This is a genomic window from Mucilaginibacter gynuensis (assembly GCF_039541195.1).
Taxonomy (GTDB): Bacteria; Bacteroidota; Bacteroidia; order Sphingobacteriales; family Sphingobacteriaceae; genus Mucilaginibacter; species Mucilaginibacter gynuensis.
In genome coordinates, this window is the sequence record NZ_BAABFT010000022.1 from 40004 (window position 1) to 59872 (window position 19869).

General features: G+C 45.0%; 18 protein-coding genes. All 18 read right to left on the minus strand.

The genetic code is table 11. The annotated features are described in order from the left end of the window. Nucleotides 1-381 precede the first annotated feature (381 nt). The 18 genes from ABD894_RS25465 to ABD894_RS25550 all read right to left on the minus strand — a co-directional run bounded on the left by ABD894_RS25465 (nucleotide 382) and on the right by ABD894_RS25550 (nucleotide 19580). Nucleotides 382-963 carry a Crp/Fnr family transcriptional regulator gene (locus ABD894_RS25465; protein ID WP_345213919.1) on the minus strand — a complete coding sequence of 194 codons (582 nt, stop codon included), beginning with the start codon at nucleotides 961-963 and terminating at the stop codon, nucleotides 382-384. A 138-nt stretch (nucleotides 964-1101) separates the two neighbouring features. Further along, the gene (locus tag ABD894_RS25470; protein ID WP_345213920.1) at nucleotides 1102-2334 is read right to left on the minus strand and encodes a fumarylacetoacetate hydrolase family protein; all 1233 of its coding nucleotides are present in this window, start codon (nucleotides 2332-2334) and stop codon (nucleotides 1102-1104) included. 22 nt (nucleotides 2335-2356) lie between these two features. Next, complete coding sequence (locus ABD894_RS25475) at nucleotides 2357-3328, minus strand: DUF6268 family outer membrane beta-barrel protein (RefSeq protein ID WP_345213921.1); 972 nt, start codon at nucleotides 3326-3328, stop codon at nucleotides 2357-2359. A gap of 287 nt (nucleotides 3329-3615) precedes the next feature. Beyond that, on the minus strand, nucleotides 3616-4497 hold the full coding sequence (locus ABD894_RS25480) for a helix-turn-helix domain-containing protein (protein ID WP_345213922.1): 882 nt from the start codon (nucleotides 4495-4497) through the stop codon (nucleotides 3616-3618). Nucleotides 4498-4502: 5 nt separating this feature from the next. Next, nucleotides 4503-4970, minus strand: a complete 468-nt coding sequence (locus ABD894_RS25485) for a nucleoside deaminase (RefSeq protein ID WP_345213923.1) — start codon at nucleotides 4968-4970, stop codon at nucleotides 4503-4505. A gap of 259 nt (nucleotides 4971-5229) precedes the next feature. Next, nucleotides 5230-6315 (minus strand): NADH:flavin oxidoreductase, encoded by a 1086-nt coding sequence (locus ABD894_RS25490; protein ID WP_345213924.1) that lies wholly within the window; start codon nucleotides 6313-6315, stop codon nucleotides 5230-5232. 99 nt (nucleotides 6316-6414) lie between these two features. Beyond that, the gene (locus ABD894_RS25495) at nucleotides 6415-7335 is read right to left on the minus strand and encodes an SDR family NAD(P)-dependent oxidoreductase (RefSeq protein WP_345213925.1); all 921 of its coding nucleotides are present in this window, start codon (nucleotides 7333-7335) and stop codon (nucleotides 6415-6417) included. A gap of 1 nt (nucleotide 7336) precedes the next feature. Next, nucleotides 7337-8083: an SDR family NAD(P)-dependent oxidoreductase gene (locus ABD894_RS25500; protein WP_345213926.1), complete on the minus strand. Its 747-nt coding sequence runs from the start codon at nucleotides 8081-8083 to the stop codon at nucleotides 7337-7339. A gap of 43 nt (nucleotides 8084-8126) precedes the next feature. Continuing rightward, nucleotides 8127-9110 (minus strand): quinone oxidoreductase family protein, encoded by a 984-nt coding sequence (locus ABD894_RS25505; RefSeq protein ID WP_345213927.1) that lies wholly within the window; start codon nucleotides 9108-9110, stop codon nucleotides 8127-8129. A 96-nt stretch (nucleotides 9111-9206) separates the two neighbouring features. Further along, the gene (locus tag ABD894_RS25510) at nucleotides 9207-9782 is read right to left on the minus strand and encodes a TetR/AcrR family transcriptional regulator (RefSeq protein ID WP_345213928.1); all 576 of its coding nucleotides are present in this window, start codon (nucleotides 9780-9782) and stop codon (nucleotides 9207-9209) included. Between the two features lie 148 nt (nucleotides 9783-9930). Next, nucleotides 9931-11337 carry an efflux transporter outer membrane subunit gene (locus ABD894_RS25515; RefSeq protein ID WP_345213929.1) on the minus strand — a complete coding sequence of 469 codons (1407 nt, stop codon included), beginning with the start codon at nucleotides 11335-11337 and terminating at the stop codon, nucleotides 9931-9933. A 17-nt stretch (nucleotides 11338-11354) separates the two neighbouring features. Beyond that, nucleotides 11355-14549, minus strand: a complete 3195-nt coding sequence (locus ABD894_RS25520) for an efflux RND transporter permease subunit (protein ID WP_345213930.1) — start codon at nucleotides 14547-14549, stop codon at nucleotides 11355-11357. Nucleotides 14550-14560: 11 nt separating this feature from the next. Continuing rightward, nucleotides 14561-15697 carry an efflux RND transporter periplasmic adaptor subunit gene (locus ABD894_RS25525; protein ID WP_345213931.1) on the minus strand — a complete coding sequence of 379 codons (1137 nt, stop codon included), beginning with the start codon at nucleotides 15695-15697 and terminating at the stop codon, nucleotides 14561-14563. A 109-nt stretch (nucleotides 15698-15806) separates the two neighbouring features. After that, a complete protein-coding gene (locus ABD894_RS25530; protein ID WP_345213932.1) occupies nucleotides 15807-16415 on the minus strand; it encodes a TetR/AcrR family transcriptional regulator in 609 nt (202 codons plus the stop codon). A gap of 141 nt (nucleotides 16416-16556) precedes the next feature. Continuing rightward, complete coding sequence (locus tag ABD894_RS25535) at nucleotides 16557-16922, minus strand: DsrE family protein (protein WP_345213933.1); 366 nt, start codon at nucleotides 16920-16922, stop codon at nucleotides 16557-16559. A 190-nt stretch (nucleotides 16923-17112) separates the two neighbouring features. After that, nucleotides 17113-17766: an NUDIX hydrolase gene (locus ABD894_RS25540; protein WP_345213934.1), complete on the minus strand. Its 654-nt coding sequence runs from the start codon at nucleotides 17764-17766 to the stop codon at nucleotides 17113-17115. A 1-nt stretch (nucleotide 17767) separates the two neighbouring features. Further along, nucleotides 17768-18856: an NADH:flavin oxidoreductase gene (locus ABD894_RS25545; protein ID WP_345213935.1), complete on the minus strand. Its 1089-nt coding sequence runs from the start codon at nucleotides 18854-18856 to the stop codon at nucleotides 17768-17770. Nucleotides 18857-18908: 52 nt separating this feature from the next. Beyond that, nucleotides 18909-19580 (minus strand): DsbA family protein, encoded by a 672-nt coding sequence (locus tag ABD894_RS25550; protein ID WP_345213936.1) that lies wholly within the window; start codon nucleotides 19578-19580, stop codon nucleotides 18909-18911. Between the last annotated feature and the right edge of the window lie 289 nt (nucleotides 19581-19869).

Here is a 19869-nt window from a genome sequence, read left to right on the forward strand (position 1 = left end):
TCATTTTCGATAGCACCCAATATCGAACTACTTGTTTGAATGATGCATACACGCTTTTGATATCGTTAAGACGGTTTCTTTGAGGGAAAAATATGGGCAAATCGATTAAGAATCCGCTTTGCCCACTATCGCATCTCATGTTGGTCAATTTAGCCTGTGGTCGGTGTTATCAACACACCGTACAGAAACAAAAAAAAGCCACTCTTTCGAGTGGCCTTTTACCATGTAACGGGGAGCAGGATCGAACTGCCGACTTTCGGGTTATGAATCCTGCCTTCTCCGTTACCATAAGCGTCTCATGTGTGGTAAAGTAACCAATCAATTCGTTAAGGAAATTTTGCCAAGACAGCAAACTGTACCTTTAGTATAAATACATCTATATCATACCTTCTTTCTTAACCTGCTCAGGTGCTCGGGAGTTAAACCAAGGTAAGAGGCGATGTAATATTGCGGAACCTGCTGAACAATTTGCGGGTAGGCGGCGGCAAAGGCCCGGTATTGTTCTTCGTGCGAGTCTGAAATGATCTTTTTGCGTTTGGCCTCGGCAATGCAAAAGATCTGTTCAATAATGAGCCTGCCGAAACGTTCCCAAACTTTGTATTTATCGTACAGCGTGTTGATATCCTCTTTTTTAAAAATGAGCATCTCAATATCAGTCAGCGCTTCAAGGTATTGCTTTGATGGCGTTTGCATAATAAAGCTTTGGTAATCGCTGGTGAACTGCCCATCGGCCACAAAATCAACGGTGGTATCTTTGTTGTTTTGATAAGAATATTCGCGCAGTACACCGGCGTTCACAAATACAATGAAGTTACAAGTTTGCCCTGCCTCAAGCAGCAGGTCTTTCTTCTTCAATGCCTTAACGTGCGCTATCTGTGCAAAAGCGTCCCATTCTTCGGCGTTGGGCTGTACAATTTTCCTGATGAATGCTTCAACCTTTACCAGGGCCTGAAGGTCTGTCATGTAATGGGTTCTGTTAAATGGTTCAATAGAACGGTTATCTAAATATAATGAAATATGCCGGTCACCAAAAATCATTAAAGCGGGACGAATGTCGTTTTTCGCCATTCATCCCGCCGGTAAATATACCCCTGTTAGTTGTTATTTAACGCTGGTTCTGATAGTTCCCAAATAGTTGATGGTGCTTTCAATATAGTCACCGGGTTTCAGGTATCGGGGATTGGCCATTTCCTTTTTCAGGTATTGTTTTAAAATATAGGGGTGCATTTTTTCACTGAAAAAGCCACCGGTAAAAATATATTTGGTCACGGTGCCAAAAATGAAGCCCTTTGTTGGGGCATTGAACACTACGCCGGATGGTGTTCCGGTGATAATGATGCTGTTCGGCGGGATGCAATCCCCTTCAAATAAAGGAACCATTTTATCCTGATAGTAACTTTTCTTTTCGCCTTTTACCGATAACGATCTCTCTATGATCTTATCGATATTCCACACCATATCTTTCGCGTTCCCTTGCTGCCGCACCTTGCCATTTACAGTAAGTTGCAGATTCAACTCCCTCACGAAAGTACGCCAGTTTCGGGGGATAACCATATAGGGACCGGTAGGCAGAAACCCTTTTTTGCTTTTGGCATCCGGAAACCCGCGGCCGCCAACAACATTTTGGCTGTCCATTTTGCGCATAAGTGTAGCCCGGTCGGTAAAATCGTTCACCACCAAAAAGCCTATCATGGTATGGTTCAAATCGGTAACTGAACAAACAGGTGAAGGAAATACAATACCCAGCTCTACTTCGTGGTCTAACAGCCAGCCTTGTGTATAATGCAGATTGTGTACCGCAGGATCTGTATCGACTAATTTAGGGAACATAAACGGCCTTACCTGCCCGGTTTCCTTACCATGCTCGGCGTAGTTAATGCCTATGGCAAGATGTTCTTTGCCTGCTACGGCGGGCAACAGGTCGGTATATTTTACCGCGACTTTTTTTTTACCGGCCCTGATCACCTTAACCACCTCGTCGAACGACGAGCTTTTAATCACCTGGAACGCGTTTAAATCATAACGATTCAATTCAACGCTAATATCCACCCCTGTTACCGTTTGCCCGTCATCCGCCAAAACAGCGAGTGTATGCACCTGCCCGTCTTTTTGAAAGCGGCTTAAGGTAAGGGCTTCCTCAGGAGATTTAATGAGGTGTACTGTTTTTTTAGTATCACCGGTTTGCGTAACGGTGTCGGCAACCATATTAACGGGTTGGCGGTGAGTTTTTAAAATATGCAATGCCGGTAACAAGCCTGAATACGCGGTATAAGTATTGACGATGGTAAGCAGGCCCCCGGCCGCTAAACCGATCAGTATTCTGGTAATGATCATGATGGATTTGAATGGTTAATAATTACTTTTTGCCCGGAACAATGCGATAGCTTAAACCAATTTTAAAAGCAAGTCCGGGTGATACCTCGGGATTGATCGGGTCTTTACGGTCACCCAGTTCGGCGAAGTCGACAAAAGCCTTGGCCTTGTCATCCTTATTGTAGATCTCCATGTTGCGGATAAGGGTATAAGCCGCCGTAGCGCGTATTGCCCATTTTGAAGAAATGTAGCGTTCAATAAAAAGACCTGGATTAACAGTATTATATTCAAAATAACGATCCTGATTGTTTAACCGGTAAGTTGAATTTTGAACAAACAGGTTGAAGCCCGTATTTACTTTAGGGCTCACAGCATAACTGGCGGTAAGGCTATGCGGCACATCGCCGAAGATCTGCCACTTCTCGTTCACCTTCCAGTCCATACCCACCAGTACCACATATTGCGGACCGTAAAACTGCCTGCGGTAGCCCAAAATGGCTTTCCAGGTAATATTGTCACTTGCCTTCCAGCTCCCACGTACAATGGCGCCAAATTTAATATCCGAACCTTTTACATTTTTGTAATCGCTGTTCATGGTTGGCGTTAGCAGGGCGGTAAGGTTAAATGTTTTGCTTACCATAGTGCTGTAACCCAATGTAGGAGAGATGCTGTACACCCTTTTTACTTCAAAATCCGGATGAGTGCCTGAAAAATTGAAAGCTTCCAGATTGCCTCCAACGATCAGATATTTTGACTTGTTGGGTGTTAAAAACAGTGGAATGGATGTGGCTATCTTCAGGTTGTTGCCGGTAAATTTCTGATCGCCGGCAGGCGTTTCAATCTTCATAGGCATGTGTTCGTAGCTGATGTTTACACCTTCTACATAACCCTGGCCAAAGCTTAGGCGGGGTGAAATTGTCAATAGCATTACGGCAAGTGTTATGGAAAAAATAAGTAATGCCGATGATTTACTTTTGGGCGATGCCGGTGTTGATTTGTGATTATTGATTTTCATGTGTGATTGTTTTAATTTGTTAAAGCCTCCATGGAATGAGACAAAACTATCTACACTAAAACCGGAACTCATTGATGTTTATCAATATCGTATCCTTTAGATTTATTGAGCGAAAGGTGATGAGCGTGATTGCCTGAAAAGATTTTAGATTGTGGAGCCGGTATTTTCTCTACACCAGATTTGGAAGTATAACAAAAAAAGGCCACTCGAAAGAGTGGCCTTTTTACCAGGGTAGAGTCAAGCGGCAAAAGTAAGCATTTGGGTTTATTTAAAGATATTCCGCCGGATCAAGATGCTCCGCGGTTAAACCCTATTGTATCCCTGTAGAATTGCGGCGATATATCTGTTTTGCCCTTAAAAACTCTGCTGAAATAATACTCGTCTTCGTAGCCGAGCTCCCAGGCTATTTCTTTGATCGTTTTATCGGTAAGGTATAACTCTCTTTTTGCTTCAATAATGATCCGTTCGGTAATCAGGTCAGACGGGGTTTTATTAAAATGGCTCTTCGTGATTCGCGCAAGCGAAACCGGCGTCAGATTCAAAATGTCGGCATAATCACTGGCAGAATGTTTTAACCGAAAATTGTCTTCGATTGCGTTCTTCAGGTTTTGAATCAAAAAACGTTGTTTACTGTTGGCGTTATCAGCATCCTGAAGTGTTTGCTGTTCGAGTTTTATCCGGGTAGCCATTACCAGCAATATTTTCACGTAAGAAACAAGAACTTCATCTTTTCTGAATTCTTCTTCCTTTAACTCATTCGCTATCTGTTGAATGAGGTTCAGGATGGTGTTTTTACAGCTTTTATTTATACATACAAAAGGTTGCTCATAAACATTATTAAATAGAAGACCGTTATTAGCAATTTCTTTATGGTGCCTGTAGATACAGAAAAAATCATGGTGAAACTGGATAGCAATACCCATAAAAGGGCCTTTAGGCAAAAACATAAATGGCTGGTAAGGGTAAAAAGCGAACAGCGTATTCTCTTGAAAAGAATAGTCGCACATATCAACCCTCGCCAATCCTTCACCTGATGTAATGAGAATGAGCGTGAAATAATTATTTCGCTGAATATGATCAAAATAGCTGTTATTGTCGAATTCAAATAGTTTGAACGACAAGTTGCTGTTCTGCTGATTAACGAGTGTATAAACAGATTGAGATAACATGATAGTTACGACTTAATTAACGATTGCCTGAACTGTTCGCTGAGCGCATTGCATTCGGCTGAGCAGATTCCTCCGATGATTTTTGGGTTTGCAGCCCATTTGGGCACATCCTGTGTAGACAAGATATTAAATTTAGATGTGGCCCCGCCAACAAAAGGCACTGCAGTTCCATAAACGATTTCCGGGATATGGTGATGGCGGATCACATAAGAACACATGATACACGGCTCATGTGTGGTAATCATAACTGATAAATGCAGTTGATCTTCATATCCGTTTTTTATCGCATCTCTCACCGCTAATATTTCTGCATGGTTGATAACATCTCCTGAAGTTCTGCCTGATTCTATACCGGTGCCGATCACTTCTCCGTCCAGTACGATGATCGCGCCCACTGGTGGATTTCCTGCCGCTAAAGCTAACTTAGCAAGGTTTAAACATTGGCGCATGTAGTTTTCATATCCTGCTTTCATAATTCCCATTACCTAAAATTACTCAAAAATATATAATCGTCCGGTTCGGCCTGCTACGTACTGCAAAGATGCAGGTGTCTTCCGTAACAGGGAATGGACAATTTTTACTATCTGATGGATGATTTTTACAAACAGACCGGCAAAATAATAAGCCGCCCCAACCTGAATTGGGAACGGCTTTTCTGAGGTCAATCATCAAAAAAAACATTTATTGCGGCATTCTTATATCGGCATAGCCTGTAAGCCGATGTTTTATTAATCAGGAGCCAGGGCGAACAAATGTTTGCCATCCACGCATGGTTTCTATAAAACGTTCGCTCAAGCCGCCCTGGCGCAAGTAGTCCGCTGTTACAGGCATCTTCGGGCTTTCATAAAGCGGATTTGCTTTAACCTGTAGCGGAAAGTCTCGCTGAAGGATACCAGCACGCGCGATCAGCACGAAATCACACCCTTCATCCAATAGTTCACCTGCCCTTTGGGCGCTATATATCTTTCCTGCCGCACCTAAACGAACACCCTTGCGAGGCAGTTCCGTAAAAATGCTGAGCAGTGTCTTTCCCTGAAAAGCTCCTTCTCTTACCACCTGGGCCGAATCCCATAAGGCCAGGTCCAGATAGTCGATCAGTTCACGGTTGAATATTTCGGCGGTGATCTCACGCAATTCTTCCAGTCGCAACCCATAGCGCTCAATAGACAATCGCCAGCCGATCTGAAAATCAGGACCGCAGACCCGGCGAATACCTTCGATAACTTCTATTGTAAAGCGGGCGCGGTTCTCTACGCTACCGCCATATTTATCTGTGCGGTCGTTCAGGTTCGGCGACAGGAATTCCGAGAGTATCCATCCGAATGCACCATGTACCGATACGCCATCAAACCCGGCCAGCTGAGCTCTCTTTGCGGCGGCTATAAAACTATCGCGGATTCGCTGTACCTCTTCGGTCGTGATCGCTTTTACACCTTTTACTGTTTTATCTGAAGCCGGAGCGGGGATTCCGCCAACTTGCGGAACGGCACGATGCCCCGCATGATGTAATTGCACTGCTGATAACGCGCCGCCTTGCCGGATGGCTGTTGCCATAGTGGTCAAACCCGGCAAGTGGTCGTCACTGTGAATACCCAACTGGCGCTCAAAGGCAATGCCCCCGGCTTCCACGGTAGCCGCACTGGTTTGAATGAGGGCATAACCGCTTTGCGCAAGCTGCTCCATCCAAAATTGGTCATATTCGGATACCGAACCGTCAAATTCACTTTGCTGACTGGTTAACGGAGCCATCATAAAGCGGTTTCGCATTGCCGGGCCATGCAGCAGGGTAAGGGGTTTGAAAAGATCAAAAACAGCCATTTTTTTACATTTTGTTACTACAAAGATGTCTTGGTACCCGCTCTTACAAAATGGATGATTTGGACTATCTGATGGATAATTTTTTAGCTAATGTGCTCTTTATTTTATATTGAGCAGATGCTTGTTCTTTTCAAAAAATGCCCGGAACGATGTTAGCGGGATACAATAGGAGCTAAGCTTATCGATATCAACCACGTAACCCGCGGCATTAGTCCATTCCTGGTAATTAGCCAGTGCCGGGAACATTCCGCCGTTTATGGCTTCCTGTTCGGTTATATACCTCACGTTGATCACCTTACCGGTCACTTTGCCAATCTCGCCGACTATCTCGCCAATGGTTAGTTCATCACCGGCAAGATCGATGAACTTTCGGTTAAAATGTTCCGGATCATTAAAAGCCGCAGCAGCAAATGCGCCTGTATCGGCGGTATCAATAAATTGTAGTTTTTTATCCGGTTTAAAAACCACGGAAATACTTCCTGTTTCCAGCCCGGCATACATAAATGGGGCTTTGGGCGGCAAAAAATTATCCATAAAAAATGTCGGCCGCAAAATTGTCCAATAGTTGAACCCTGCATTAATGATGACATTCTCCGCATACCGCTTATCTGTCCAGTATTGCTCGTTCCATTTGCCATCGCCCCATCCGGGGAAGCTTTCATAGTCGCCGGTGCGGCTGGCTGATACATGTACTACCTGCTGAACACCCGCTTTCTTTGCAGCACGGGCCAGGTTGTCCGCATGCCTGCGTTCCGATCCTGTATCATCGTCCATAGCCTGAACTGAGAACAGCCCATAAACATCACGCATCGCAGCATTCAGTGAAGCCTCATCATCCATATCAGCGATAACGGTATGTGCACCTGCTTGCTCCAGTTGAAGAACAGTTTCCGACCATCGTGATGGTTTACGCACGATGATACGTACTGCGTTTCTGCTTTTCAATAATGCCTGCGCAACGGCATGACCTTGCGTACCGGTTGCACCGGTGACCAGTATGATATTTTCTTTAGTTGACATATCAGGCACTCTGTCCGCCATCTACATTAATCACCGAACCTGTAATGTAACGGCCATCCTCACTGGCCAGGAAAGAAACTGTACCGGCGATGTCCTCGGGTTTACCATAATGGCCCAGCGCTACTGCCTGTAACATATAAGCACTGAATTCACCATCGGCCGGGTTCATGTCTGTATCGATAAGGCCGGGTTGTATCGTGTTTACTGTAATTGCTTTGGCACCAAGATCCCTGGCCCAGCCGCGTGTATACGCTGCCACTGCAGCTTTAGTGGCTACATAATCGCTTATGCCCGGGTAAGGTGAACGGTGTGCGCCTGTTGATCCGATAGTGATAATGCGGCCGCCATTGGGGATGTAGGGTATTGCTGCTCTTACAGCAGCTACTACACCTTTAACATTAACATCGATCTGCCTGTCAAAGGAAGAAAGATCTGCTGCCGGATCATCTACTTGTCCGGTTACAAAAACCCCGGCGCTGTTCACCAAAATATCTATTTTCCCGAATTTATCAGCAGCAGTTTTGACTGCAGCATTGATAGCATTTACATCGCCACTGTCTGCTTGTATCGCTAATGCCGATACGCCGTAAGCTTCCACTTCCTTTACCAGGGCATCTGCTTTTTCAGCTGAACTAATGTAGGTGAAAGCTATGTTTGCACCATCTTTAGCAAGGCGTTTAACAATTCCGGCGCCTATACCGCGGCTGCCACCGGTTACCAGGGCAACCTTGTTATCAAATTTTGACATGATCTTAAATTTTAATTTGAGTTATTTATTGAATGAAAATATATTATGGATGAAAAACGACCGGGCCTGTTGTCTTTCTGCTCTCCAGATCCGAGTGTGCTTTTTCGGCATCCGCAAGCGAATAAACAGTCGGTTTTAAGTCTCCGAAAACGCCTGCTCTTAGTGCTGAGAAAACCTCTGCAGTGGCCAATTCGAGGTATGGTCTGTCGGGCAGGTAATTGCCAAGCGACGGCCTCAGAAAACTAATGCCGAGTTTTTGTAATGTAGTTTGGTTGATCTGCGGTGCTCCTGATGATGCACCGTAAAGGATAATTGAACCACCGGGCAAGATCAGATCAATTGATTGATCAAAAGTAGATGCCCCGACGCCATCATAAACCACATTAACACCCTTACCATTCGTGATGGATCGAACTGCAGAGGGGAAATCCTCGGTATCCGTTGCTATTACGTGATCCAGTCCGGCTTTTAAGGCGATTTCCTTTTTAAAAACGTTGCCAACCGTACCGATAACCGTTGCGCCTTTTGATTTGGCTAAAGCGCTAATTAAAGAGCCCACGCCTCCTGCAGCTGCATGTACCAGTACAGTATCGCCTTCTTTAACCGGGTAAGCTTGCTTAATCAGCATCCTTGCTGTAAGTCCTTTTGCCATAAGCGAAGCCGCATGATCAAAAGATATATCTGAGGGCACTTTTACAATTTCACGAGCGTTGATCAGTCTTCTTTCTGCGTAAGCCCCTAATGAAAAGTAGTAAGCTACATGGTCGCCAACTTTGAAGTCCTGAACTTGTAAACCAACTGCTTCCACAACCCCGGCAGCCTCGACGCCAATTGTGGCAGGCAATGTGCTAAGCGGAAATACTCCACTTCGAAACATCGTATCTACATAGTTTAAACCAATTGATTCCTGACGGATCAATACTTGATTATGGGCCGGTTGGCCAACAATTTCTGTCGTAAATTCGAGTACCGATGGCGGACCTTGTCTTTTGATACGGACAACGCCGCTTTCTTTAATAGTAGTCATGCTTTTATTTTTTTTATTTATCGATGGACTGGATTGAATGGCGACAGGTTACCGGACAAATTAAAGAACGATCATTCTTTAATTTGTCAAAAAAATTTAGGTGAATGATTGAAGTAAGTTTTTAGCGGCTATTTTTAATTCCCCGGCATTTCGGCCTAAAGCAAACTGCTGACCTATGCCTGTTATATAACATTGAACAATATTGGCCAGAGCTGCCGCATCCATTTTACTTTTGAGTTCTCCTTCAGCTTTGGCCTGCGCTATCAGTTGTTCATACAAATGGATGTTCTCTTGCGCGGCTACCTGAAGGATCGCGCCGATCTGTTCGTCTTTCGATCCAAGTTCAAAACCACTCTTAACGCCCATGCACGCATGGCCCGATTGCATAGTTCTGAATAAAACGCGTTCAATCAGTTTTTCAAGACTGGCTTTTGGAGAGCTAAGGTTAGCTATAGCCGACAAGTTATCAGACTCAACAAATTTGAAATAGTTCTCAAGGCAAAGCATAAACAACTTCCTTTTATCGCCATAAGTATGATAAATACTGGCCCTGGCCAAACCCGTAGCTTTTACCAGGTCATCCATAGAAGTGGCAGAATAGCCCTTCTCCCAGAAAACATTTCTTGCCAGGATCAGCTTCTCTTCAGGAATAAATTCTTTTAGTCTTGCCATGGCACAAACATCGATATAAATTCAAGAACATTCGTTCTTGAATTTATAATTGACTTTTTTATTACAAATATTGATGAGATCGTCAATCTAAAAAGCCGCCTCAACCTAAGTTGAGAACGGCTTCTTTCAAATCAGTTAATCATAAAAATCATTTCCAGCCTCCGCCGAGCGAGCGGTAAAGCTCAGCCACGGCACTTAGCTGCTGCCGCTTTATGGAAGCCAACTCCAGTTCGCTTTGCAGCACATTGCCTTGGGCGGTAATCACCTCCAGGTAGTTAGCCATACCATTCTTAAATAACAAATTGGCATTGCCTGTGGCCCGCTGCAAGGTTTTTACACGTTCCGCAGCAATTGTCTGTTGCGATTTCAGCTTTTCAATTTTTACCAATGCATCCGACACTTCGCCAACGGCGTTAAGTACCGACTGGCGGAATTGCAGCACTACCTTTTCGCGATCAATTTTTGATACCTCGTACTGGGTCTTCAATTTTTTGCGGTTAAAAACTGGTTGTAAAACGCTTCCGGCAACTGTGCCGAACAAAGACGCAGGTATATTGAACCAGTTACTGGCCTTTAAAGAGTTTACCCCACCAGCGGCTGTTATATTCAGTACCGGATACATGTTGGCTTTATTGAAACCAACATTCGCATTGGCAACATTAAGCGCTAACTCGGCACTCCGTACATCCGGCCTGCGACTGATCACTTCGGACGGTAAGCCCACCGGAATATTTTCTGCTACAAGAAGCTGATCTAAACGTGTATTCCGCTCGATTTTATCAGGTAACGCACCAGTGAGGATGCGCAGGGCATTTTCCTGTATTGAGATGTTCTGCTCAAATTCGGGCACCAGCCGGGCCGCCGCCAATTGCTGAGCTTCTGCCTGCTGAACAGCGAGGGAAGTTACCTGTCCTGCTTGGAGCTGCAGTTTGATGATTTGCAAGGTACTATCGTTTAGCCTCACGTTGCGTTGGGCAATATCCAGTTGTTCATCCAGCATCAACAGGTTATAATATCCCTGCGAAACAGCGGAAACAATATTGGTTTGAATAACCTTCCTGGCTTCGGCCGTTTGCAGATATTGGGCCAGCGCGGCTTTACTTTGATTACGGATCTTGCCCCATTTATCGGCCTCCCATGATAAGGAAAGGTTAGCGCTGTAATCCTCAATATGGTTAGTTCCTAAAAACTGACCTATGGTTAAACCATTCAAACTATTGTTTGACGGGTTGCTGGTATTTGCCGATACAGCTAAATTAACCTGCGGGATATTATTAAATTTGGTCTGTTTTAACAACAGCCGTGAGGATTCTATATTTTTTAACGCGATCTGCATATCATAGTTGTTGATGATCGCGCTATCGATAAACTGTTGCAGGGTAACATCGGTAAAAAAGTTTTTCCACTGTATGTTGGCAATGCTGCTTGTATCGGCAATGGCAACTGCATTTCTGAAAGCTGCGGGTAATACCGGCTTGGGTATTTCTACGTTTTTGGAAACGTTGCAGGCACTGAGGATCACCAATAAGGTGAGTCCACTTATTATTTTTTTCATTTTTTGCTATATGGTTATTATGATAATTCCGGTGCTAACTGTTTCATATCATGCCCTTCTTTAGCATTGTCCGGGTGCTTCTCGGCCTTTGTGCTACTAACTTTCTCTTGCAGCTGCTGGAAGATGATGAACAGTACCGGTATAATGAACAGACCTAACAACACACCGGATACCATGCCTCCGGCAGCGCCGATGCTGATAGAATGGTTGCCTTGCGCAGATGGGCCTGTGGCTATACTCATTGGGAACAATCCGGCCACGAAGGCAAGCGAGGTCATGATGATTGGGCGGAGCCTCAGTTTTGCAGCTTCTATTGCCGCATCGAATAAAGACAAGCCTGCATGTCTGCGCTGTACGGCAAATTCAACGATCAATATCGCGTTCTTAGCCAGTAAACCAACCAGCATGATCAACGCTACCTGCACGTAGATGCTGTTGGAGATACCTGTCAAACCAATCGCCACAAATACACCGAATATTCCGGCAGGCAGGGATAAGATCACCGCCAATGGAAGGATGTAACTTTCATATTGCGCTGCCAGCAAAAAATAAACAAACACCAAACATAAAATAAAAACGATGGTGGATTGCCCCCCGGATGCGATCTCTTCACGCGTTTGACCGGAGAATTCGTAGGAATAACCCTCCGGCAGCATTTTTTCAGCTACTTCCTCAACCGCTTTAATGGCAGCACCGGAACTGAACCCGGTTTTCGGTATTGCGTTAACCGAGATCGAGTTAAACATGTTATACCTGGAAACCGTTTCTGAACCATACACACGGCTAAGCTTTACCAACGTATTCATCGGCACCATATCACCCGTTTTGTTCTTAACAAAAACCCTGTCTATCGATGAAGGCTCCGCCCGGTCAACAATATCTGCCTGCACCATCACCCTGTAATACTTACCAAAACGGTTGAAATCTGATGCCTGCGAACTGCCGAAGTATGCCTGCATGGTTTCCAGAATATCCTTTACGTTAACGCCCAGCTGACCCGCTTTGTCATCATCAATTTCCATCTGCAATTGCGGATAGTCTGCTTTAAAGCTGGTAAAGGCTACGCCAATTTCAGGGCGTTTCATTAATGCCGCAATAAACTGTTGTGAAATGTCGCTGAACTTATCCAGCTTACCGCCTGTTCTGTCCTGTAGCACCAAATCTAAAGCCTCCACATTGCTGAAACCGGGAACGGTTGGGAAACTGAAAACGAATGCATTGCCTTCGGTAATTACGCTCAGTTTATTTCGAGCCTCGTCCATAATAGCATCGAGGTTTTTCACCTTACCCCGCTCTTTGTTCGGTTTTAATAAAATATAAATGATCCCTTTAGACGGGCTCATGGAGTTGGTTAGCACATCGAACCCCGAAATAGCGGTTACAAAGCGAACTGCATCCATTTTCTTTAAAGATACTTCAGCTTCTTTCATTACTTTTTGGGTACCATCCAATGTTGTTCCCGATGGCGTGTTTACGGCGATAGCGATAAATCCCTGGTCTTCTGTGGGGATAAATGCGGATGGCGTAAATTTTATCATCACCCCTGTGGCTACTGTTATCAGTGCCAAACCGGCCATACTGAGCCATTTATGATTGATCAGGAATTTCAGTCCGCCAACATAACGGTTTGTTAAAGCGTTAAAACTGCTGTTAAATCCAATGAAGAACTTTTCTTTAAATCCTTTTTTAACCGGTATTTCTCCGTCATGATGAACATCTTTCAGGAACAAAGCAGCCAATGCCGGGCTTAACGTTAAAGCATTTACTGCTGAGATCACGATAGCAATAGCCATGGTAAAGGCAAACTGGCGGTAGAACAGTCCGGTTGAGCCCTCCATTGAACCCACCGGCACAAACACGGCTGCCATCACCAGGGTAATAGAAATGATAGCCCCGGAAATTTCGTGCATGGCTTCATGCGTAGCCGCTTTTGGCCCCAGGCCTTTATGCTCCATTTTGGCATGGACCGCTTCGACCACTACGATCGCGTCATCCACTACGATACCGATAGCCAGGATGAGGGCGAACAGGGTTAGTAAGTTGATAGAGAACCCAAAGATATGCATGAAAAAGAACGTTCCTAATATCGCCACGGGTACAGCGATAGCCGGGATCAGGGTCGACCGAAAATCCTGAAGGAACAGGAATACCACGATGAATACCAGTATAAAGGCTTCGATAAGTGTATCCTTAACTTGTGCAATAGATTCATCCAAGGCTATTTTAGTACTGAAGAAGATCTGATGTTTTATCCCGGCCGGAAAGCTTTTTGCAGCCTTCTCCATCGCTTTTCTAACTGCTATCTGCGTTTCATTGGAGTTAGCGCCTGATAACTGCAGTATGCCCAAAACCACCCCTTTTTTGCCACTTAAACGGGTTAAGCTATTGTAAGAGAAAGTCCCCAACTCTACCCGTGCCACGTCTTTTAAGCGCAGTACTGATCCATCGGCATTTGATCTGACGGCGATATTTCCGTACTCCTCGGGTTTGGTTAGTTTACCCTTGTATTTAATCACATATTCGAATACCTCTTTACTGTGCTGACCAAATTTACCGGGCGCGGCTTCCAAACTTTTATCTTGTATGGCATGCATTACCTCGGCAGGCGTTATCTGATGGGCGGACATTTGTGAAGGGTTTAGCCATACACGCATCGAGTAATCTTTTGATCCTCCGTATATACTTGCCAAACCTACCCCCCTGATACGTTTTAATTCAGGGAGAATATTGATCTCGGCATAGTTGCCCACAAAGGTTTGATCGTATTTGGATTCATCTTCGGTATACAAACCGATACCCATCATGAAGGTAACATGTTGTTTAGAAGTGGTTATCCCTTGCTGAATAACTTCGGCAGGTAAATGACTTAATGCCTGCGACACTCGATTTTGCACATTGATAGCCGCCTGGTCCGGGTTGGTGCCCAGCTTAAAATAAACGGCTATAGATAAGGTACCGTCATTACTGGCGGTTGAATTCATATAGGTCATATCTTCAACACCGTTGATAGATTCTTCCAGCGATGGCGCTACTGAACGCAATACGGTCTCGGCATTTGCTCCCGGGTACAGGGCGCTGACCACTACCGATGGTGGTGCTATATCGGGGAACTGCTGTATGGGCAGCTTGATCAAACTGATCACACCCAATATTACCAGTATAATGGAGATCACTGTCGCCAATACCGGTCTTTGTATAAATACTTTGAACATGGTGGTACTCCTTAGTTTTGATTAATTAATTGAGCTGTTTTGTCCGCGGCTTTTTCAGGATGGATCTGCTGCCCGTCCTGTAGGCGATCAAAGCCGCTCAGCACAATTTGGTCGCCCGACCTTACGCCATCTTTGATCAAGTAGTTGTCGCCGCTTTTACCGATCACCGAGATCGGTGTTTTAGTTACCTTGTTATCTCTATCAACAGCAAATACAAACACTTTGTCCTGCATCTCCACCGTGGCAGATTGTGGTACCAGGATGGCATCGTTATGCTGCAATCCCAGCCTGATCTTACCTGTATTGCCCGAACGCAAAATTCCATCGGAATTTGAAAAGCTCGCTCTCAAAGTGATCGCCCCTGTGTTTTTATCGAACTGGCCATCGATCATATCAATTTTACCTTTTACCGGATAAGCAGCCCCATCAGACAATACCAATTCAACCGGCGGTAAATGCTTTATTCTGTCGGCTGGTGTTTTACCGGGAAAATGCAGGTTGAAACTGTTAAAATCATTCTCGGCCAGGGCGAAGTAAACATGCATCTCGTGAATATCTGATAGCTGCGTTAAAGCGGTTTGGTCAGCAGGTGATACTAAACTTCCCTGTTTTTTTGGGATACGACCGATATAACCGCTTACTGTTGCTTTAACATTGGTATAGCCTAAATTAATCTGGGCGGAAGCCACATTGGCCCTGGTCTGTTCCGCGTTCGACTGGGCGATTTTAAGCGTGGTTTTAGCGGTTTTCAACTGAATTTCTGAAACAACTTTGTTCTCCACAAGTGGTGTAAGCTTGTCCACTTCCAGCTGCGCGTTAAGGATAGCGGCCTCGGCAGCATGCAGACTTGCTTTGGCGTTATTTAATGCCTCTTTAAAAGGCTGTGCATTAATTTGAAACAAGGTTTGCCCGGCAGAAACATAAGCGCCTTCATTAACCAGAACGTCTTGCAAATATCCGCTAACCTGCGGGCGGATATCAATATCTACCGCGCCCTGAATGGATGCCGGATATTCCTGATAGGTGGTTTGAGTAACAGCTGCAATAGTAGCCACCGGTAATGATGGCGGCGGAGCCTGCGACGTTTGCGGCGTTGATGAACAGCCATATAATGCCATAACGGCAAGTGCCAAAATGATATTTTTCATTTGATTTAATTTTAATGATGAATAATAGAGAGAATGAATTTTGCCTGGTGGCAAACTATGGGGTTAACGGCTAAAGAAAAATGAACACCGTTAAAGGGAAGACCAAAAGCTAAGTCGCTTTGGCAATAGAATTAATAATATCGCTTATCGCGGCTTTTAGTACCTGGTTATTCATTTCAGGGGAATAACCTCTTTTTAAAATATTGATGGAGATAAGCCCGTGAACTACCGACCAGAAAGTATAGTATTTCAGGCAGATAAGATCAGGGGCCGGATCCGCCGAGTTGATCAGGCTTATGATTACTTCCCTGAACTGGTTAAGGGGGCTTTTGGATTCGGGCAAATCTTCTACCACACCGCAGCAGCAGTTGATCTGAACGCCGAACATCAATTGATAAAGTTCCTGATTGGCGAATGCGAAATCCCAATAGGCCAGCCACATCGCTTCCAGCTGCTTTGCTGGCAGTTGGTACTGATTTTTGGCTGTCTGTATATCTTTTGACAGGATCATGTAACCCCGCCTGGTAAGTTCAAGCAATATTGCTTCCTTATTTGCGAAATATTCATAGATAACGGGGGCGGTATACTCGATCGCATCAGCGATCTTGCGCATGCTTAAAGACTGCCATCCTTCTTCAACCGCGATGCGCAACGATGCATCCAGGATATTGGCCCGGGTTTCATCTTTTAAGCGTTGAATTCTGTCTTTACTTGCCACTTTAGTGTTATTAAATTGTTTAACAGCGTTACGAAATGGTGATTTTTTTTGAATCGTATTTTATTTCTTTGAGATCATTTCTATAAGCCGGGAATAAGATCAAGTTCCCCAGCCAGGCAGGGAAACTTGATCAGGAAAAATTTAGAAGATCAGGATGCTATAGCCTTCTTTTCTCAGATTAAGAAAACTTGGCAAGCCTGGCGTTCCCGGAACTTCGTTATCGTTCAGCAGGTCGTAACCTGATACTTCGGTACCGAATACGGCAACGCAGCCTTTAGAAAGACCATGAACGTGATCTTTTACTTCCTTATAAAGTCCGTTCACCGGGTGCTCCGGTTTCTCCAGTTGCTCGGGCCACCTGATGCCTGCTCCCTGGAAAATAATTTTTACATCTTCACCCGCATGTTTAAATTCGTATGCCGATGCCAATGCGTTAAATACGCGGCCTAATGCTTCTTCCGAACCAGCCTTGGGGTCAGATAGAATTATGATTGCTGTTTTGCTCATTTGAAATGTTTTATTTACACTGCAAAGATGCCTTTGTACCCGTTCGTCATGAATGGAGGAATCAGACTATCTAATGGATGATTTTTTCCTGTAGCCAGCGACACAGACCGGCCCATATAATAAAAAAGCCTACAGATCAGTGACCTGTAGGCTAATGTGGTGTTCGGCGAAATAAATTGAGATCGTTTTATCAGCTTTTGTTGATCGGAGCATCTGCATCCAAAACAGACAATAATTCTCTGATCATTTTGGCGGTTGCTCCCCACACCTTGTGTCCTTCTACCTCATAATAAGGCGTCGTTACCCGGTCTCCGGGAATAAGTATCTCACTGCATTTGATACTGCCCGGTTCTGAGAAATGATCAAGCCTGATCTCCAGTACAGCCTTTACCTCCCGCGGATCGGGTACAACTACCGGCCGGTAATTCAGGTAGCCAACAACAGGAAGCACGAGGAAATCGCTTGGTGCTATGTAGATCTCTGTGAGCGTTCCTAATATTTTTATGTCACTTATCTTCACCCCGATCTCTTCGCACGCCTCACGCAACGCGGTATGGGTCAGATCTTGATCTGTTAGTTCATACCTGCCACCGGGAAATGCGACTTGCCCCGAATGAACACCATCATACGAACTCCGCAAGATTAAAGGCAAATAAATTTCATCCTCAAAAGGATATAAAAGCATCAATACTGCACTCTTTCGTGTTTGTTCGTTAGGCGTGACACCAAGGTATACTGCGGATGTTGCTTCCATGATTCGGTGAGCAACTTCAGCGGGAAGCGGCTCTTTTAGCTTTAGCCTAAGCTTTTCTAAAATCGAAGAAAATGATCTATTTGCAGCCATATCACGGGGAGTTTGGAAAAACGATAGTCTGCCATCCACGTAAATGGTTAATAAAACGCTCAGGCAGTCCGCCCTTGCGTAAATGCTCCGCCATAACGGGCATCTTTACGCTCTCATACATTGGGTTTACTTTTACCTGAAGCGGAAAGTCCCGCTGGATGATACCTGCCCGTGCGATAAGCACAAAATCACAACCCTCATCTAATAACTCTCCGGCACGCCGGGCGGTCATTATCTTTCCGGCTACGCCTAAACGTACGCCCTTGCGGGGAAGTTCGGTAAACAGACTAAGCATGGTTCTTCCCCGGTACGGCCCTTCCCGAACGATCTGGGCAGAATCCCATAAGGCGAGGTCCAGATAATCGATCAGTTCGCAATCAAAGATATAGGCGGTAACTGCAAGCAATTCTTCCAGCACAAGTCCATAGCGTTCTATAGATAAACGCCAGCCGATCTGGAAATCAGGGCCGCATTCGCGGCGGATGCCCTCTATAACCTCAATGGTCAAGCGTGCCCGGTTTTTCAGACTTCCGCCATACTTGTCGGTGCGGTCGTTCAGATCCGGAGACATGAATTCTGAAAGGATCCATCCGAACGCCCCATGTACTGCTATGCCATCGAAACCTGCTACCTGCGCCCGCCTTGCGGCTGCGATGAAGCTGTCGCGGATCCGCTCCACCTCGTCGGTTGTAATTGCCTCTACACCCGGAACCGTATAGCTTGAAGCCGGGGCAGGTATGCCACCAAGGATGGGGTTAGCGCGGTGGCCCGCATGGTGTAATTGCACCGCGGACAAACCGCCGCCCACACGAATAGTTGATGCTATTCTTGTGAGGCCCGGCAAATGGTCATCGCTGTGAATACCCAGCTGGCGGGCAAACGCGATTCCTCCGGCTTCTACAGTAGTAGCGCAGGTTTGTATCAGTGCATAACCGCTTTCTGCCAACTGTTCATACCATATATGATCAAATTCGGATGCTGTGCCGTCAAATTCACTTTGCTGGTTGGTAAGCGGTGCCAGCATGAAACGGTTTCTCATGGTAGGGCCATGGAGAAGGGTTAGCGGTTTAAAGAGATCAGATACAGCCATATTGATCAAGGTTAATTTGATACATCATTTTTAAAGTTTGTATGATAATCGGTCAGCATTCACAAGTATCGCCTGAACAAGACTGTCCAACGCCTGGTTGCGGGACACTTAGGCTGTTTAACCAGTTATCCACAACTTCTTTCAGGCTGCTAAGATCCAGGAAACCGCGGGTGATCACCTTAACAGCTCCATTTTCGATGGTGAGCAGTGTTGGAAACCCCTGAACCCCTAACTGACGGCTAAATTGAAAACCCTGGTTCGTTTTTAGCTTCATTTCGTCAGAACGTAACAGCTTTAAAAAATCACTTTTATCGATCCCGATCTCTTCAGCCAATCCTGCCAGCACAATGTCATTGGTAATATCATTGCCGTCAACATAAAAAGCTTTTTGCATCAGGCTCAAAAACTCAAAGTCTTGTTTGGGCGATATCTCCTTAATAACCATAAGTGCACGGCTTGAGGGTTCGGAATCATAACGGAATGTTTCGGAAATGAATTTCATCGAATGGTTGAAATACTGCCCACTGCGTGCATTAACATTTTTCCAGTGATACAGTAGGAAATCTTTATACTCGTCATCAACAACCTGCGTACTGTAAGGCGAAAATCCGCCTGAAATGATTTCCAGATCTATATTTGGGTATTCCTCTTTTAGTTTCTTTATTGCCGGGCTAAAGCCGTAACACCACGAACACATGGGGTCTGTGAAATAATACATTTTCATAATAATGAATTTTAGTTTGTAAAATATATAGCATAACGCAACACGATCTGTAACCAGGTTCAGCACCTTAGTTTAGATAGTTATGTCAATTGAGCCAGTCCCCGGCAACAGAACCTAACTGATCAAGATCTATTGCTATGTTCGGTATTGACTTTTTCATCCTGCAAAGATGCCATGGTAAATGGCAGAGCAGAATAGACGTTTTATACATTTTGATGGATGATTTTTTCCAGTTCCGGGTGGTACGCAAGATGAGGAAGGATATGCTTGACTATCGGGTAGTTTGCAA

What these genes read in the sequence shown, in the direction of transcription:
- ABD894_RS25505 (WP_345213927.1), bottom strand. Translation starts at nt 9,110, where the DNA reads ATGACTACTATTAAAGAAAGCGGCGTTGTCCGTATCAAAAGACAAGGT.
- ABD894_RS25540 (WP_345213934.1), bottom strand. Translation starts at nt 17,766, where the DNA reads ATGGCTGCAAATAGATCATTTTCTTCGATTTTAGAAAAGCTTAGGCTA.
- ABD894_RS25485 (WP_345213923.1), bottom strand. Translation starts at nt 4,970, where the DNA reads ATGAAAGCAGGATATGAAAACTACATGCGCCAATGTTTAAACCTTGCT.
- ABD894_RS25545 (WP_345213935.1), bottom strand. Translation starts at nt 18,856, where the DNA reads ATGGCTGTATCTGATCTCTTTAAACCGCTAACCCTTCTCCATGGCCCT.
- ABD894_RS25465 (WP_345213919.1), bottom strand. Translation starts at nt 963, where the DNA reads ATGACAGACCTTCAGGCCCTGGTAAAGGTTGAAGCATTCATCAGGAAA.
- ABD894_RS25470 (WP_345213920.1), bottom strand. Translation starts at nt 2,334, where the DNA reads ATGATCATTACCAGAATACTGATCGGTTTAGCGGCCGGGGGCCTGCTT.
- ABD894_RS25525 (WP_345213931.1), bottom strand. Translation starts at nt 15,697, where the DNA reads ATGAAAAATATCATTTTGGCACTTGCCGTTATGGCATTATATGGCTGT.
- ABD894_RS25535 (WP_345213933.1), bottom strand. Translation starts at nt 16,922, where the DNA reads ATGAGCAAAACAGCAATCATAATTCTATCTGACCCCAAGGCTGGTTCG.
- ABD894_RS25515 (WP_345213929.1), bottom strand. Translation starts at nt 11,337, where the DNA reads ATGAAAAAAATAATAAGTGGACTCACCTTATTGGTGATCCTCAGTGCC.
- ABD894_RS25480 (WP_345213922.1), bottom strand. Translation starts at nt 4,497, where the DNA reads ATGTTATCTCAATCTGTTTATACACTCGTTAATCAGCAGAACAGCAAC.
- ABD894_RS25475 (WP_345213921.1), bottom strand. Translation starts at nt 3,328, where the DNA reads ATGAAAATCAATAATCACAAATCAACACCGGCATCGCCCAAAAGTAAA.
- ABD894_RS25520 (WP_345213930.1), bottom strand. Translation starts at nt 14,549, where the DNA reads ATGTTCAAAGTATTTATACAAAGACCGGTATTGGCGACAGTGATCTCC.
- ABD894_RS25490 (WP_345213924.1), bottom strand. Translation starts at nt 6,315, where the DNA reads ATGGCTGTTTTTGATCTTTTCAAACCCCTTACCCTGCTGCATGGCCCG.
- ABD894_RS25500 (WP_345213926.1), bottom strand. Translation starts at nt 8,083, where the DNA reads ATGTCAAAATTTGATAACAAGGTTGCCCTGGTAACCGGTGGCAGCCGC.
- ABD894_RS25550 (WP_345213936.1), bottom strand. Translation starts at nt 19,580, where the DNA reads ATGAAAATGTATTATTTCACAGACCCCATGTGTTCGTGGTGTTACGGC.
- ABD894_RS25510 (WP_345213928.1), bottom strand. Translation starts at nt 9,782, where the DNA reads ATGGCAAGACTAAAAGAATTTATTCCTGAAGAGAAGCTGATCCTGGCA.
- ABD894_RS25495 (WP_345213925.1), bottom strand. Translation starts at nt 7,335, where the DNA reads ATGTCAACTAAAGAAAATATCATACTGGTCACCGGTGCAACCGGTACG.